The 14,375-nt window shown below is 67.7% G+C and carries 13 protein-coding genes; 9 read left to right on the forward strand and 4 right to left on the reverse strand.

The window, feature by feature from the left end; genetic code table 11:
- Window positions 1-104: 104 nt before the first annotated feature.
- Together CFB43_RS18180 and hpnA are read right to left on the reverse strand one after the other, a co-directional pair.
- Entirely contained in the window at window positions 105-1,565 is a 1,461-nt protein-coding gene (locus CFB43_RS18180; protein ID WP_089496002.1) for a phage tail protein, read from the reverse strand.
- 108 nt (window positions 1,566-1,673) lie between these two features.
- Window positions 1,674-2,681 (reverse strand): hopanoid-associated sugar epimerase, encoded by a 1,008-nt coding sequence (gene hpnA / locus CFB43_RS18185; protein ID WP_089496003.1) that lies wholly within the window; start codon window positions 2,679-2,681, stop codon window positions 1,674-1,676.
- Between the two features lie 176 nt (window positions 2,682-2,857).
- On the opposite strand from hpnA, the gene CFB43_RS18195 reads away from it, so the two are divergent.
- The 3 genes from CFB43_RS18195 (at window position 2,858) to CFB43_RS18205 (ending at window position 5,595) form a co-directional block, all read left to right on the forward strand.
- Window positions 2,858-3,154 (forward strand): acylphosphatase, encoded by a 297-nt coding sequence (locus CFB43_RS18195; RefSeq protein ID WP_069253069.1) that lies wholly within the window; start codon window positions 2,858-2,860, stop codon window positions 3,152-3,154.
- A gap of 19 nt (window positions 3,155-3,173) precedes the next feature.
- A complete protein-coding gene (gene rarD / locus CFB43_RS18200) occupies window positions 3,174-4,073 on the forward strand; it encodes an EamA family transporter RarD (RefSeq protein ID WP_089496004.1) in 900 nt (299 codons plus the stop codon).
- 397 nt (window positions 4,074-4,470) lie between these two features.
- Window positions 4,471-5,595, forward strand: a complete 1,125-nt coding sequence (locus CFB43_RS18205) for an OpgC domain-containing protein (RefSeq protein WP_089496005.1) — start codon at window positions 4,471-4,473, stop codon at window positions 5,593-5,595.
- 46 nt (window positions 5,596-5,641) lie between these two features.
- On the opposite strand, the gene CFB43_RS18210 is transcribed toward CFB43_RS18205, so the two are convergent.
- Together CFB43_RS18210 and CFB43_RS18215 are read right to left on the reverse strand one after the other, a co-directional pair.
- Entirely contained in the window at window positions 5,642-5,848 is a 207-nt protein-coding gene (locus CFB43_RS18210) for a hypothetical protein (protein WP_089496006.1), read from the reverse strand.
- Between the two features lie 120 nt (window positions 5,849-5,968).
- Entirely contained in the window at window positions 5,969-7,489 is a 1,521-nt protein-coding gene (locus CFB43_RS18215) for a peptide MFS transporter (RefSeq protein ID WP_089496007.1), read from the reverse strand.
- A gap of 503 nt (window positions 7,490-7,992) precedes the next feature.
- Here CFB43_RS18215 and CFB43_RS18225 point away from each other — a divergent pair.
- From CFB43_RS18225 to CFB43_RS18250, 6 genes are all read left to right on the forward strand, one after another.
- Complete coding sequence (locus CFB43_RS18225) at window positions 7,993-8,571, forward strand: cupin domain-containing protein (RefSeq protein WP_069252724.1); 579 nt, start codon at window positions 7,993-7,995, stop codon at window positions 8,569-8,571.
- 179 nt (window positions 8,572-8,750) lie between these two features.
- Complete coding sequence (locus CFB43_RS18230) at window positions 8,751-10,364, forward strand: peptide ABC transporter substrate-binding protein (RefSeq protein ID WP_089496008.1); 1,614 nt, start codon at window positions 8,751-8,753, stop codon at window positions 10,362-10,364.
- 11 nt (window positions 10,365-10,375) lie between these two features.
- On the forward strand, window positions 10,376-11,314 hold the full coding sequence (locus CFB43_RS18235; protein WP_089496009.1) for an ABC transporter permease subunit: 939 nt from the start codon (window positions 10,376-10,378) through the stop codon (window positions 11,312-11,314).
- 13 nt (window positions 11,315-11,327) lie between these two features.
- Window positions 11,328-12,230, forward strand: a complete 903-nt coding sequence (locus CFB43_RS18240; RefSeq protein ID WP_089496010.1) for an ABC transporter permease — start codon at window positions 11,328-11,330, stop codon at window positions 12,228-12,230.
- A 1-nt stretch (window position 12,231) separates the two neighbouring features.
- On the forward strand, window positions 12,232-13,224 hold the full coding sequence (locus CFB43_RS18245) for an ABC transporter ATP-binding protein (RefSeq protein ID WP_089496011.1): 993 nt from the start codon (window positions 12,232-12,234) through the stop codon (window positions 13,222-13,224).
- On the forward strand, window positions 13,221-14,240 hold the full coding sequence (locus CFB43_RS18250; RefSeq protein ID WP_179254851.1) for an ABC transporter ATP-binding protein: 1,020 nt from the start codon (window positions 13,221-13,223) through the stop codon (window positions 14,238-14,240). The genes CFB43_RS18245 and CFB43_RS18250 overlap by 4 nt, the downstream gene beginning before the upstream one ends.
- Window positions 14,241-14,375: the final 135 nt, after the last annotated feature.

A 14,375-nucleotide genomic window follows, 5' to 3' on the forward strand; every position in this document is an offset into this window, starting at 1 on the left:
TGCCTCCCGGCAGCCGGAAAGCACACAGCCCGATCGGTGGAAACCGGTCGGGCTGTTTCGTTTTGGACGGTGCCTGCTCGGCGGGCGGTGCGGCTTGCCGGCGTTTAGCGCTGCGTCAGCATCATGTACATCTGGACCACCACATCCGGCGAGAACGTGAACGGCACCCAGCCGTAGCCCGTATGGCGGGCCACCAGCAGGCGGTCGCCATTCGACTGCTTCTGCACGGCCATCATCGGGTTCTTCGTCGTCACGAAACGCCAGCCGGCCGGGATGCCGGGCGGCGGCTCGGGCTGCATCGACGCACGCGCATGCGCGAGTTCCTCGATCAGCTGGCCCAGTTGTTCCGGATGCAGCGTGATCGATTCGCCGTTGATGGTCAGCGTGAGTTCGTTCTGCGTCGGGCGCGACACGTGCAGCGTCGCTTTGTCGGACGGGGCCGGGGCGGTGGCGACGTCGGCTTCAACCGGCGTTTCGGCTTCAACCGGCGTTTCGGCTTGCGCCGTCGCGACGATGGCCGTGTCAGCGTCGGCCGTTGCATCCACCGTTTCGGCCGCCGCCGCCGCGGGGGCGATCACGGCCGGTTCCGCCGCCGGCGTACCCGCCTGTGCAGGTTCGACGACTTCGGCTGCCACTGCCGTGGCGGGGACTGCACTCGTCGCGGCTTCCTTGACGACGGCCTCGACCAGCGCCTCGGCGTCGGCGATGGCCTTCGCGTGGTGCTGCGCCGCCGCTTCGGCTTGTGCGATCGCTTCGGCATGACGCTGCGTGACGGCCTCCGCCTGCGCGGTGGCATCGGCGTGGCGCTGCGCGGCCGCCTCGGCCTGCGCGATCGCTTCGGTGTGGCGTTGCGTGACGGCTTCGGCCTCGGCGGTCGCCTCGGCATGACGCTGCGCGGCGGCCTGCGTTTCCGCGATCGCCTGCGTGTGCTGCTGCGCGAGCGCTTCGGCTTCCTTGATCGCAGCCGTATGGCGCTGCGCGGCAGCTTCGGCTTCGGCGATGGCAGCCGCGAGACGCTGCGTGGCCGCTTCGGCTTCGGCAGTGGCTTCCGCGTGCCGCTTCGCGGCGGCCTCGGCTTCGACGGTCGCGGCTGCATGGCGCTGCGCGGCCGCTTCGGCTTCGGTGGCAGCCGCGTGATGGCGCTGCGCGGCGGCCTCGGCTTCGGCGATCGCTGCCGCGTGGCGCTGCGACGCCGCTTCGGCATCCGCATGACGCTGCGCGAGTGCTTCGGTCAGCGCGGTGGCTTCCGCATGGCGCTGCGACGCGGCTTCGGCTTGCGCGGTGGCATCGGTATGACGCTGGGCGGCGGCTTCGGCCGCGGCGGCCGCGCTGGCATGGCGCTGCTGCGCCGCCTCGGCATCGGCTGCTGCTGCCGTGTGGCGTTGTGCGGCGGCCTGCGCTTCGGCTTCCGCGGCGGCGTGACGCTCGGCCGCGGCCCGGGCCTCCGCTGCCGCGGCGCGCGCGAAGGCTTCGGCGCTGCGGGCCGCCTGCTGCGCGGCGTGGTGATCGTGGAGGAGCTGATCGACGCCCGTGGCGAGCGAAGCGATCTGATCGTTCAGGTTCATGCGTGTCTTCTCTGCGTAAGACCCGCGATTTTAACCGCTGCGCCGGTAGCGGGCCGCGCGCGACGTGTAACAAAGTGCGCAAAGCGGCGTGAAGCACGCCGCTTTGTGTTACCTCAGGTAGCCCGCGGCGCCGAACCAGTCGAGCGCATCGCGCAGCCCTTCACGGTACGGGCGCGCCCGGTAGCCGAGTTCGCGCTCGGCTTTCGCGGACGTGAAATACATCTTGTTCTTCGACATCCGCAGCCCGTCCACGGTGACGAACGGCTCCTTCTTCGTGAACTTCGCGACCGCTTCCGCACCGACCGCGAGCGGGTAGAGCGGCCAGCGCGGCAGCGCGATCGTCGGCGCCTTGCGGCCCGTCATCTGCGCGATGTCGGCCAGCATCTGCTGCAGCGGCAGGTTCTCGCCGCCGAGGATGTAGCGCTCGCCGATCCGGCCGCGCTCGAGCGCGAGGAAGTGGCCGTGCGCGACGTCGTCCACATGCACGAGGTTCAGCCCCGTGTCGACGAACGCGGGAATCTTGCCGAGTGCGGCTTCGACGATGATGCGGCCGGTGGGCGTCGGCTTCACGTCGCGCGGGCCGATCGGCGTCGACGGATTGACGATCACGGCCGGCAGCCCTTCGTCGGCGATCATCCGCTCGACCGCGCGTTCCGCCAGCACCTTGCTGCGCTTGTAGACGCCGATCGCCTGCTCGGCCGTGAGCGGCCGGTTTTCATCGGACGGATCGCCGGCGCTCGTCACCTTCAGCGTCGCGACGCTGCTCGTATAGACGATCCGCTCGACGCCTTCCGCGCGCGCCGCACGCATCGTCGCGACGGCCCCTTCGAGGTTCGCGCGCTCGATCTCGTCGGGATCGGGCGCCCACAGGCGGTAGTCGGCCGCCACGTGCAGCAGGTAGCGCACGCCGCGCAGCGCGGCGCGCATCGACGCCTCGTCGCGCATGTCGCCGGTGACGATCTCGGCGTCGAGATCCGCCACGTTCGTGCGCGGGCTGGTCGGGCGCACGAGCACGCGCACCGCATAGCCCTTCTGCTGCGCAATGCGCGCGACGGCCGAGCCGACGAAGCCGGATGCGCCGGTGACGAGAACGAGATCGCGGGAGGTATCAGTCATGCGTTTCCTTCAGGGCCGCGCGCGGGCGGCGCGGCGGTTGAGCATCGGCGAGATTGTACGTGGTCGGCGCGGGCGGCGACGCCAGGCCGTGACGGGCACGAAGCGGCTCCGGCCCGTGTGCGAAGCGGCCGACGCGACTACAATGCCGGGCTTGAATGCAACGGGAGGGCGCCGCGATGAGCCGCAATGAACTGGACGAACGGATCGAGACCTACTACGTGCGGGTGCGCGGCGTCGTGCAGGGCGTCGGCTTCCGTCATGCGACGGTGCGCGAGGCGCATGCGCTGAAGCTGCGCGGCTGGGTCGCGAATCTCGAGGACGGCACCGTCGAGGCGATGATCCAGGGCCCCGGCGCGCAGATCGACCGGATGCTCGCGTGGCTGCGCCACGGGCCGCCGGCCGCGCGCGTGACCGAGGTGACGTTCGAGGAACGCAAGACCGAGAAACGCTTCGAGCGCTTCCAGCAGCAATAAGAAGAGGCGCGGAACGATCATGACGGGGTATCCGGAGGCCGGGCGCGGCCTCGTGTTGTCGGTGATGGCGTCGACACTGTTCGCGCTGATGTCCGCTTACGCGAAACTGCTGGCGCCGCTTACGGGGCTCGACATCTTCGCATGGCGCGTGTTGTGGACCGCGCCGGGCGCGCTCGCGCTGATCGCGCTGCGCGGCCGCTGGCCCGCGCTCGTCGACCTCCTGCGGCGCAGCGTGCGCGACTGGCGCCTGCTGATTGCGCTGCCCGTGAGCGCCGCGCTGCTCGGCGTGCAGTTGTGGCTGTTTCTGTGGGCGCCGCTGCACGGCCGCATGCTCGAAGTGTCGCTCGGCTATTTCCTGCTGCCGCTGACGATGGTGCTCGTCGGCCGCTTCTACTATCACGAACGGCTCGATCCGCTGCAATGGGCGGCGGTCGCGTGCGCCGCGCTCGGCGTCGCGCACGAAGTGTGGGCGACGCGCGCGTTCGCGTGGCCGACGCTCGTCGTCGCGCTCGGCTATCCGCCGTATTTCGTGCTGCGCCGGCGGATCAACGCCGATTCGCTCGCCGCGTTCGCGGTCGAGATCGTGCTGCTGTGCCCGATCGCGTTCGCGATGGTCGCGACGAGCACGACGCAGGTGGCCGACCACGCGGTGCTGTGGGCCGTGCTGCTGCCGGGCCTCGGTGTGCTCAGCACGCTCGCGCTCGCCAGCTACCTGAAGGCGAGCCGGATGCTGCCGATGGCGCTGTTCGGGATTCTCGGCTACGTCGAACCCGTGCTGCTCGTCGCGGTGTCGCTGCTGCTGCTCGGCGAGACGCTGAGCATCGCGAAGCTCGCGACGTACGGGCCGATCTGGGTCGCCGTCGCGCTCACCGCGTGGCACAGCGCGATGCTGATGCGGCGCCTGCCCGCGCGCGGATAAACGTCGATCGCGACGCGGCGGCTGCATGCGGCGTGCCGCGTCGCGCCTCGCAAGACAATCACGCCGCAGCGGTCGAACCCATCGATGCTGACCGCAACCTGGCGTCGCGCTGGCGCGAGTCTGGCGACGCTGCCTGCCTTGCCCGACAAGGCCCGCGCCTGTAATCGAACAGAAGATTCGGTTGCACTTTGTTACTTAGGGTCTCCCCGGATCGGCCATTAGACTGGCCTTACCGACTTCCCTTCGTATGCAGCCTTTCAATGAACGGTCATCTCCGTGCCTGGCCGGCCGGGTTGGCGCGATGCGGGCATACGCGTATCGCCGCTGATCGCGCTCGCCTTCCGCTCCTCGATCCATTCTCCGGTGCGTATCGCACCGCCGTCGTGCAGGTGTGCTCATGTCGTTGAGCCCGCCGCCTTCCGCCACGTTTCCACCGTCGCGCGGCGGCCGCCTGATCGAAGTCGATTTCTTCCGCGGCATCGTGCTGTTGATGATCGTCGTCGATCACATCGGCGCGAGCGTGCTGTCGCGCGTCACGCTGCACGCGTTCGCGCTGTGCGATGCGGCCGAGGTCTTCGTCTTTCTCGGCGGCTTCGCGACCGCGAGCGCCTATGGCGCGATTGCCGAGCGGCACGGCGCGCGCGCCGCGCAAAAGCGCTTCGTGCGCCGCGCGATGCAGATCTACCGTGCGTTTCTCGCGACCTCGACGCTGATGCTCGTCGTGTCGGCCGTGCTCGATCACTACGGGATCGATGCGCCGAACCTCGCGCTCGACGACGTCAGCGTGATGCTCGCGTCGCCGCTCACGGGCGCAGCCGAACTGCTGACGTTCCAGCGCCAGCCCTATCTCGCGTCGGTGCTGCCGATGTACGTGCTGTTCGCGCTCGCGTCGCCGGTGCTCGTGCCGTTCGCGCGCCGGCATCCGTGGCTGCTGGTTGCGCTCAGCGTCGCGTCGTGGCTGACGGCGGGCTGGCTCGGCCCCGAGCTGCTGGATGCCGACGGATTCCGCTGGAGTTTCAATCCGTTCGCGTGGCAACTGATGTTCGTCGCCGGCGTGCTCGCGCGCTGCCAGCCGTTCTACCGGCACATCGCGCTCGGGCGCTGGGGGGCCGCCGCGACCGGGCTCGCATGCGCGGTCGTGCTCGGCTGCGCGAGCTACAAGCTGTTCTCGGGGCTGCCGCTGCCGGAAGGCGTGTTCAAGCGCGATCTCGCGCTGCCGCGCGTCGTGAGCTTCGCGGCCATCGCGTGGCTGATGGCCGATTGCGTGCGCTTCGGCTGGATCGCGCGGATCGCGCAGGGCGTGCGGCCCGTCGTGGCCGTGGGCCAGCGCGGGCTGATCTGCTTCGTCGCGGGCGCGGCGATCTCGCTCGTCATCGATTCGCTGCTGCATCCGGTCGTGCGCAGCGCGGATCTGCGGCACGTCGGCGTAGGCCTCGTGGCCGACGCGTGCGCGCTCGGGCTGATGATGGCCGTGGCCGGCTCGGGATCGTGGATCGCGCGGTGGCGCGGCGCGGCCGCGTGAGCGGCGCGGGACGCAGTGCGTGCGGCACGGAGCGTGCCGCGCGGCGTCAGTGAGGTGAGTCGATACGGGAGCGGGGAACGGGGGTGGCGTCGTCGGATTCGGTGTCGTCGCGTTCGTCGGGCGCCGGCTCGTCGCGTTCCGCGAGTACCGCGTCGGCTTCGGCCGCGGCGCGCGCGGCACGTATCGCGGTGCAGCGCTGAGCGTGCCGGATGTCCGACAGTATCCTCAAGAGCCGCGTTGCTTTGCTTTTCATCGTCTTCTCCCGCCAGTGCGCATCTCGCGAAGCGGATGCGCTTCCTGCAACCAGTGTAGGACGCGTTCGCGTGCCTGGCGGGAGAATGTGGCGTGCACGCCGCACGCCGAGGGATATTACTTACTGCGCGGTGGCGACGCCCTGCGCCTGCGGCGCTTCTTCGCGGCGCGCTTCCGCACAACGCTGGTGCTGGCGCGACAGGCGGTTCATCAGCGGCAGCAGCAGCAGCGCGAGCACCATGCCGACCGCGGCGAGCCAGCCGAGCTTCTCGAACAGCGACAGGTACAGCGGCAGCGATTCGGTGGCCGGCAGTTCGTGCGACGGCATCTGCGCGAAGTTCGCGACGACGCTGCCCAGATACTGCGACACGCCGGTCGCGACGAAGTACGCACCCATCATGAAGCCGCTCATGCGCGCCGGCACGTAGCGGGCGATCATCGCGAGGCCGAGGCCGCTCACCAGCAGTTCGCCGAGCGAGTAGAGGCCGTAGCCCCACACCATGAACCACGACGACACGCGGCCGTCGACCGCGTAGCGGCCGCTGATCGTGAACACCAGGTAGCCGGCGGCCACCGCGCCGAAGCCGAGCGCGTACTTCGCGGCGACCGGCAGGTCGCGGCCGCTCTTCGCGACGGCGTTGTACACCCACACGAGCACCGGGCTCAGCAGCATGATCCAGATCGGGTTCAGCGCCTGGAACTGCGCGGCGCTCCACGTGAACAGCGTCGTGTCGAACAGCATGAAGCGCGGATCGACGTTGCGCAGCGCGAACAGCGTCAGCGACGTCGACATCTGCACGTAGAAGATGAAGAACAGGATCACCTGGCCGATCAGCACGAGCGCCGCGATCAGGCCCGCGCGCTCCGAGCGCTCCGACTTCGCGATCATGTACGCGAAGATCGCGAGGATCGCGAACGCTGCCGTCCACACGCTGGCGACGGCGAGCTGCTTGTGCTGCAGCACGTACAGCGTGATCAGCGCGAGCCCGACCCCGCCCAGCGCGACCGCGCCGAGGCGCTTCCAGCGGATCGGCTGGTCGTCCGGCAGCGAACCGACGTGCGCGAGCGTGCGATGCATCAGCATGAAGTTGAGGATCGCGAGCAGCATGCCGCCGCAGCAGACCGCGAACGCGGCGTGCCAGCCCCAGTGATCCTTGATCCACGGCGTCGCGAGCATCGACACCGTCGAGCCGATGTTGACCGCCATGTAGTAGATCGTGAACGCGCTGTCGATGCGCGCGTCGTCACCTTCATAGATGCGGCGCACGAGGTTGGCCGCGTTGGCCTTGAACAGGCCGTTGCCGACGACGATCACGCCGAGCGACGCGTACATGTACGTCAGCTGATCGTTCGGGACCGACAGCATCAGGTAGCCGGCGCACAGCACGGCCGCGCCGATGATCATCGTGCGACGCGCGCCGAGCACCTTGTCGCCGATCCAGCCGCCGATCGACGGCGCCGCATAGACGAGTGCGGTGAACGCACCCCAGGTCAGGTTCGCATGGCTGTCGGTGAAACCGAGCCGGTCGACCATGAAGAGGACCAGGAGCGCGGCCATGCCGTAGTAGCCGAAGCGCTCCCACATTTCGATGAGGAAGACCGTCGTGAACGATCGGGTTTGTGAAACGGGTGGTTGCATCATCAATCTCGTTTGAAACGGACGGCACGGATCACGCGTCGTCTTTTTGGGGTCGAACTGGCGCCGGTGCACAATGGGGCCGGGTAGGCTACGTGCTGGCGATGGAACAGTCGGGCGGTTAGCCCGGGCCGGGGTCTGACTCCGCCGGGAATGGCGGAGAGGGGCCCCGACCGGCGCGCGCATGGTAACGGCTGCCGGTCCGGTGCGTCAGGTGTCTGCCACCTAGGGAAACTCCCAATGTGGCAGCAGCTTTCAGGAACATTCGTCTCATCATCTATTTGTAAGCTTTCGTGCAGGTCCTCCGAAGATTCCCGGAGAGCCGCTTGCAGCTTGCCTGTGAAGCCGGCGAGTCTGGCAAGATAGCGCGTCGTTTCGCTCGCTTCGTGTCCCGTTTAGTGCACCGGGCTTGACACCGAAGACGTGGGCGAACCCGAAGACTAAGCTATATCGTTCTAACTTAGTTATTTTCCATCAAACATTTTTTGACGATCACTTTTCGGCCTGCTATGGTTCCCCCCACTGAAAACTCGCGGGCTGCAGATGCTGCCGCGCTGGGCAGCAAGATTCGCGCGTTGCGCCAACGACTCAAGCGCACGCTCGACGACACCGCTACCGCCGCGGGGATTTCGAAGCCGTTTCTGTCTCAAGTCGAACGCGGGCTCGCGTCGCCGTCGCTGACATCGTTGGCCGGTATCGCGCACGCGCTCGGTGTGACGGTGCAGTACTTCGTGGATACGCCGAGCGAGGAACGCTCGGTGTGCCGAGGCGAGCAGCTGCGCTTCTTCGGGTTTGCCGATTCGGCGAACCTGTTCGCGCGGCTGACGAACGTATCCGAAGGGCGCCAGCTGGAGGCGATCCTCGTGAGGATGCCGCCGGGGCAGAAGCGGTCCGAGGTGACGACACATGCAGGAGAGGAGTTCCTGTATGTGATTGAAGGGGAAGTGTCGCTGACGCTGGAAGGCAAGACGTTCGTCCTGCAGGCCGGCGACAGCTCGCACTATCAGTCGACGGTCCCGCACAGCTGGGTCAACACCGCGAAGATCGAGTCGGTGGTGGTCTGGGTCGGTACACCGAGGCTGTTCTAACGCACAGGTATTCCTTCGTTTCGAAGACGGAATACCTGTCGAAAGAAACGTAAGGAATACTAAAATGCAATACGAGAATCACGGGCCTCCTCAATCGCTGCGCCCGTCAGCGTCTCAAGCGTAATCCGCGGCATCCGCCGCGCGACGCTCACCGAACAACCTTTCTCAAGACTGCCACGATGAAATCCTTGCATGCCATGTCGGCCGTGCTGGCCGCGCTCGCCCTGACGCCTGCCGCCCACGCCGTTACCGTTCCGTCGAACGTCGCGCTCGCGCCTCAACAGGACTTGACGCGACAGGTGCCCGCCGAAGTCGAATCGCTCGACCCCGCGCACATCGAGTCGTGGACCGGCAACACGATCGGCCTCGACCTGTTCGAAGGGCTGGCCCGCATCGATGCGGCCGGCCAGGTCGTGCCGGGCGTCGCGCTGTCGTGGGAGCGCAAGTCGCCGACGACGTGGATCTTCAAGCTTCGCCGTGACGCGAAGTGGAGCAACGGCCAGCCGGTGACGGCCGCCGATTTCGTCTATTCGTGGCAGCGCCTCGTCGATCCGAAGACGGGCTCGAAATACACGATCCTCGTCGAGTTCATCAAGAATTCGAAGGACATCATCGCGGGCAAGGCCGCGCCGTCGACGCTCGGCGTGCGCGCGGTCGATCCGTACACGCTCGAAGTGACGACCGACGTGCCCGTCGCGTTCTTCCCCGAGTTGACCGCGATGGCGCCGCTCGTGCCGGTGAACAAGGACGTCGTCGCGAAGTTCGGCGATGCATGGACGCGCCCGGGCAACATCGTCAGCAACGGCGCCTACCAGCTCGTCGACTGGCAGCCGAACAACCGCATCGTGGCGACGAAGGACGCGAAGTACTGGAACGCGCCGAAGGTCGTGATCAACAAGGTCACGTACCTGCCGATCGAAAGCGACGAAACCGCGATGCGCATGTACCAGGCCGGCCAGATCGACTACAGCTACTCGATCCCGTCGGGCATCTTCCAGCAGGTCAGCAAGCAGTTCGGCGGCGAGCTTCGCCAGGGCCTGCAGCTCGCGACGTACTACTACTACCTGAACAACAGCGACGCGGCGCTGAAGGACAAGCGCGTGCGCCAGGCGCTGTCGATGGTGATCGATCGCGACGTGCTCACGTCGAAGCTCACGCAGGCCGGCGAGAAGCCGATGTACGGCCTGATGCCGAACGGCACGAAGGGCGTGCAGCAACCGTTTACGCCGGAATGGGCGTCGTGGCCGATGGCCAAGCGCATCGCGGCCGCGAAGGACCTGCTGAAGCAGGCCGGTTACTCGGACGCGAAGCCGCTGTCGTTCACGCTCACGTACAACACCAACGACCTGCACAAGAAGGTCGCGCTGTTCACCGCATCGGAGTGGCGCACGAAGCTCGGCGTCAACACGAAGCTCGAGAACGTCGAATTCAAGGTGCTGATGAAGCAGCGGCATGACGGCAAGGTGCAGATCGCGCGCGACGGCTGGTTCGCCGACTACAACGACGCGATGACCTTCTTCGACCTGATCCGCTGCGGCAGCGCGCAGAACACCGTCGGCTACTGCAACAAGCAGGTCGACACGCTCGTCGACGAAGGCAACCAGAAGCTCGACGACCAGGCGCGCGCCGCGCTGCTCACGCAGGCGCACGACACGGCGCTGAACGACACGCCGATGGTGCCGCTGTTCCAGTATTCGGCCGACCGCCTCGTGAAGTCGTACGTGGGCGGCTACTCGCTGAAGAACGTGATCGACATGCGTGCTTCGCAGGACATGTACCTGATCAAGCACTGAGCGGAGCGATCATGCTGGCCTACGCACTGAGGCGCACGTTGTGGGCGGTGCCGACGATCCTCGCGGTCGTCACCGTCTGCTACCTGCTCCTGCATTTCACGCCCGGCGGCCCGTTCGATACGGAAAAGCAGCTGTCCGCGGCCACGCTCGCGAACCTGAACGCGAAGTACCACCTCGACGAGCCGCTGTGGAAGCAGTACCTGCTGTACCTGAACGCGCTGCTGCACGGCGATCTCGGCCCGTCGTTCCGTTACGTCGACTGGTCGGTGAACGATCTCGTGAAGAAGGCGCTGCCCGTGAGCCTCGGCGTGGGCGGCGTGTCGATCCCGATCTCGATCGTGTGCGGCGTGCTGCTCGGCACCGTCGCGGCCGTGCGCCGCGACAGCTTCATCGACCGCTTCGTGATGCTGATCGGCAACTTCGGCAACGTCATCCCGCCGTTCGTGCTCGGCCCCGTGCTCGTGTGGATCTTCGCGATCCTGCTGAAGACGTCGTCCGGCAACGGCTGGCTGCCCGCGGGCGGCTGGGGTGACGGCGGCTGGCAGTACCGGCTGCTGCCGATCGTGCTGCTGACCTTCATCAACATGTCGCTGCTCGCGCGCGTGATGCGCGGCTCGATGATCGAGACGCTGTCGAGCAACTACATCCGAACCGCGCGCGCGAAGGGCCTGCCGGGCTCGACGATCGTGCTGCGCCATGCGCTGAAGCCCGCGCTGATGCCGGTCGTGTCGCTGTTCGGCACGGTCTGCATCACGTCGATCACGGCGGCCGTCGTCACCGAATCGGTGTTCGCGCTGCCGGGGCTCGGGCAGCTCGTCGTGAACGGTGCCATCAACCGCGACTACACACTGGTGCTCGGCCTCGTCGTGCTGACGACCGTCTGCGCGGTGCTGTTCAACCTGCTGGTCGACCTCGCGTACGCGTGGCTCGATCCGCGCATCCGTTATTGAGCGAGGCACAGCGATGACTCCGACTACACCTGTCGTCGGCCTGCCCGTGCAGACCGACTCGCCGCCGCGTTCGCGCTCGCCGCTCGCGCTTGCGATGGCGCGCTTCCTTCACAACCGTGCGGCCGTGTTCAGCCTCGTGCTGCTCGCGCTCATCACGCTTGCCTGTTTCGTCGGCCCGTGGCTGCTCGCGGCCGATCCTTCGGCAAGCGACTGGGGCTCGATCAGCCTGCCGCCGACCTGGGCCAACCAGCACTGGTTCGGCACCGACGAGCTCGGCCGCGACCTGCTGGTGCGCACGCTGATCGGCGGCCGCGTGTCGATCGAGGTCGGCCTGCTCGGCACGCTCGTGTCGGGCCTGTTCGGCGTCGCATGGGGCGCGACCGCGGGCTTCGCGGGCGGCCGTGTCGACTCCGTGATGATGCGCATCGTCGACATGATGTACGCGATCCCGTACCTGCTGATCGCGATCCTGATGATGACCTTGTTCGGCCGCTCGTTCATGCTGGTCGTGCTGACCATCAGCGCGTTCTCGTGGATCGACATGGCGCGTGTGGTGCGCGGCCAGACGCTGTCGCTGCGCAGCCGCGAGTTCGTCGATGCGGCACGGGCGATCGGCGTGACGCCGGCGTCGATCGTGCGGCGCCACATCGTGCCGAACCTGCTCGGCGTGGTCGTCGTGTACGCGACGGTCTCGGTGCCGGGCATCGTGCTGACCGAATCGGTGCTGTCGTTCCTCGGCCTCGGCGTGCAGGAACCGATGACGAGCTGGGGCGTGCTGATCCAGGACGGCGCGCAGAAACTGGAATCGACGCCGTGGCTGTTGCTGGCCCCGGCCGTCATGCTGTGCGTGACGCTTTACTGCGTGAACTTCGTCGGCGATGGCCTGCGTGACGCGCTCGACCCGAAGGATCGCTGAAATGGGTGCACTGCTGGAAGTAGACAACCTCGGCGTGCGCTTCACGCGCAAGGACGCGCCGCCGGTGGACGCCGTGAGCGGCGTGTCGTTCTCGCTCGAAGCCGGCAAGACGCTCGGCATCGTCGGCGAATCGGGCTCGGGCAAGAGCCAGACCGTGATGGCGATGCTCGGCCTGCTGGCCGGCAACGGCACGACCACCGGTGCCGCGCGCTATCGCGGCGACAACCTCCTCGAGATGGATTCACGCGCGCTGAACAAGATACGCGGCGACCGGATCGCGATGATCTTCCAGGATCCGATGACGTCGCTCAATCCGTTCCTGACGATCGAGCGCCAGATGACCGAGACGCTGCAGCTGCATCGCAAGCTGTCGCGCAAGGAAGCCACGAAGCGCGCGATCGAGGCGCTCGAATCGGTGCGGATCCCCGACGCGGCACGCCGCATCCGCATGTATCCGCACGAGTTTTCGGGCGGGATGCGCCAGCGCGTGATGATCGCGATGGCACTGCTGTCCGAACCGGAAATCCTGATCGCCGACGAGCCGACCACCGCGCTCGACGTGACCGTGCAGGCGCAGATCATCGACCTGCTGCGCGAGCTGAACCGCGAGCGCGGCACCGCGATCGTGCTGATCACGCACGACATGGGCGTGGTCGCGGGCCTCGCGGACGACGTGATGGTCATGTATGCGGGCCGCACCGTCGAATACGCGCCGGCCGAATCGATCTTCGCGGCGCCGTCGCATCCGTACACGATCGGCCTGCTCAACGCGCTGCCGCGCCTGACCGACGCGGACGATGCGCCGCTCGTCGCGATTCCCGGCAATCCGCCGATGCCCGGCACCGCGCCGGCCGGCTGTGCGTTCGCGAAACGCTGCACGTATGCGGAAGAACGCTGCGGCGCGGCGCGCCCCGCGCTCGAAACCTATGGCGCCGCGGGCGCGGTGCGCGCGTGCCACCGTCCGGTGGCCGATCTGACGGGAGGTCTGCGATGAGCGTCAATGAACGCCGCCAAGCCGGCGCGACGGACGACACGCTGCTGTCCGTCGAGGGTCTGAAAGTGCATTTCCGCGTGCCGCTCGGCGGCTATCCGTGGTCGCCGAAGGGGACGCTGCGCGCCGTCGACGGCGTGTCGTTCGACGTGAAGCGCGGCGAGACCGTCGGGCTCGTCGGCGAATCGGGCTGCGGGAAGTCGACGCTCGCGCGCGCGCTGATCGGCCTCGTGCCGATGACGGCCGGCACGGTGAAATGGCGCGGCGAAGCCGTGGCGCCCGATCACCTGCGCGGCACCACGATGCGGCGCGAAGTGCAGATGATCTTCCAGGATCCGCTCGCGTCGCTCGATCCGCGCATGACGATCGAACAGGTCGTCGCGGAGCCGCTCGTCACGCACCAGCCCGGCCTCGGCCGCACCGAGGTGCGCCGCCGTGTCGTCACGATGCTCGAACGCGTCGGCCTGAACGCGCATCACCTGCTGCGTTATCCGCACGAATTCTCCGGCGGGCAGTGCCAGCGCGTCGGCATCGCGCGTGCACTGATCGGCGAGCCGAAGCTTGTGATCTGCGACGAGCCCGTCTCGGCGCTCGACGTGTCGATCCAGGCGCAGATCGTGAACCTGCTGCGCGACCTGCAACGCGAACTGTCGTTGTCCTATCTGTTCGTTGCACACGATCTGGCGGTGGTGAAGGCCATCAGCCAGCGTGTGCTCGTGATGTATCTCGGCCGCGTGATGGAGTTCGGCACGCGGCATGACGTGTACGGCGTGCCGCAGCACCCGTACACGAAGGCGCTGCTCGACGCGGCGCCGACGCCGGAGCCGGCGCGCGAGCGTGCTCGCCGTCCGATGCTGCTGGCGGGCGAGATGCCCTCGCCGCTCAACCCGCCGTCCGGCTGCGCGTTCCGCACGCGCTGCCCGGTCGCGATCGACGCGTGCGCGCAGGACGTGCCGCTGCCGGAAGTTCGGCAGGGGTCGGCCGCGCATGTCGCGTGCATCCGCGCGGGTGTGGCGTGAGCTGAAGTGACGCAGCAAACATAACCAAGGCAGGTCAACAGGGGTAGGTGCGGCGCGAACGATCTTCGCGCCGCGGGTACAGGCGCGTCCTTAATCGGGCGCGCCGGGGGGCCGGGCGCGGATCGCAACCGGCGT

Origin of the sequence: Burkholderia sp. AU15512 (assembly GCF_002223325.1) — a bacterium.
Lineage (GTDB): Bacteria > Pseudomonadota > Gammaproteobacteria > Burkholderiales > Burkholderiaceae > Burkholderia.

What these genes read in the sequence shown, in the direction of transcription:
- CFB43_RS18210 (WP_089496006.1), bottom strand. Translation starts at nt 5,848, where the DNA reads ATGAAAAGCAAAGCAACGCGGCTCTTGAGGATACTGTCGGACATCCGG.
- CFB43_RS18230 (WP_089496008.1), top strand. Translation starts at nt 8,751, where the DNA reads ATGAAATCCTTGCATGCCATGTCGGCCGTGCTGGCCGCGCTCGCCCTG.
- rarD (WP_089496004.1), top strand. Translation starts at nt 3,174, where the DNA reads ATGACGGGGTATCCGGAGGCCGGGCGCGGCCTCGTGTTGTCGGTGATG.
- hpnA (WP_089496003.1), bottom strand. Translation starts at nt 2,681, where the DNA reads ATGACTGATACCTCCCGCGATCTCGTTCTCGTCACCGGCGCATCCGGC.
- CFB43_RS18240 (WP_089496010.1), top strand. Translation starts at nt 11,328, where the DNA reads ATGACTCCGACTACACCTGTCGTCGGCCTGCCCGTGCAGACCGACTCG.
- CFB43_RS18225 (WP_069252724.1), top strand. Translation starts at nt 7,993, where the DNA reads ATGGTTCCCCCCACTGAAAACTCGCGGGCTGCAGATGCTGCCGCGCTG.
- CFB43_RS18215 (WP_089496007.1), bottom strand. Translation starts at nt 7,489, where the DNA reads ATGATGCAACCACCCGTTTCACAAACCCGATCGTTCACGACGGTCTTC.
- CFB43_RS18205 (WP_089496005.1), top strand. Translation starts at nt 4,471, where the DNA reads ATGTCGTTGAGCCCGCCGCCTTCCGCCACGTTTCCACCGTCGCGCGGC.
- CFB43_RS18250 (WP_179254851.1), top strand. Translation starts at nt 13,221, where the DNA reads ATGAGCGTCAATGAACGCCGCCAAGCCGGCGCGACGGACGACACGCTG.
- CFB43_RS18195 (WP_069253069.1), top strand. Translation starts at nt 2,858, where the DNA reads ATGAGCCGCAATGAACTGGACGAACGGATCGAGACCTACTACGTGCGG.
- CFB43_RS18180 (WP_089496002.1), bottom strand. Translation starts at nt 1,565, where the DNA reads ATGAACCTGAACGATCAGATCGCTTCGCTCGCCACGGGCGTCGATCAG.
- CFB43_RS18245 (WP_089496011.1), top strand. Translation starts at nt 12,232, where the DNA reads ATGGGTGCACTGCTGGAAGTAGACAACCTCGGCGTGCGCTTCACGCGC.
- CFB43_RS18235 (WP_089496009.1), top strand. Translation starts at nt 10,376, where the DNA reads ATGCTGGCCTACGCACTGAGGCGCACGTTGTGGGCGGTGCCGACGATC.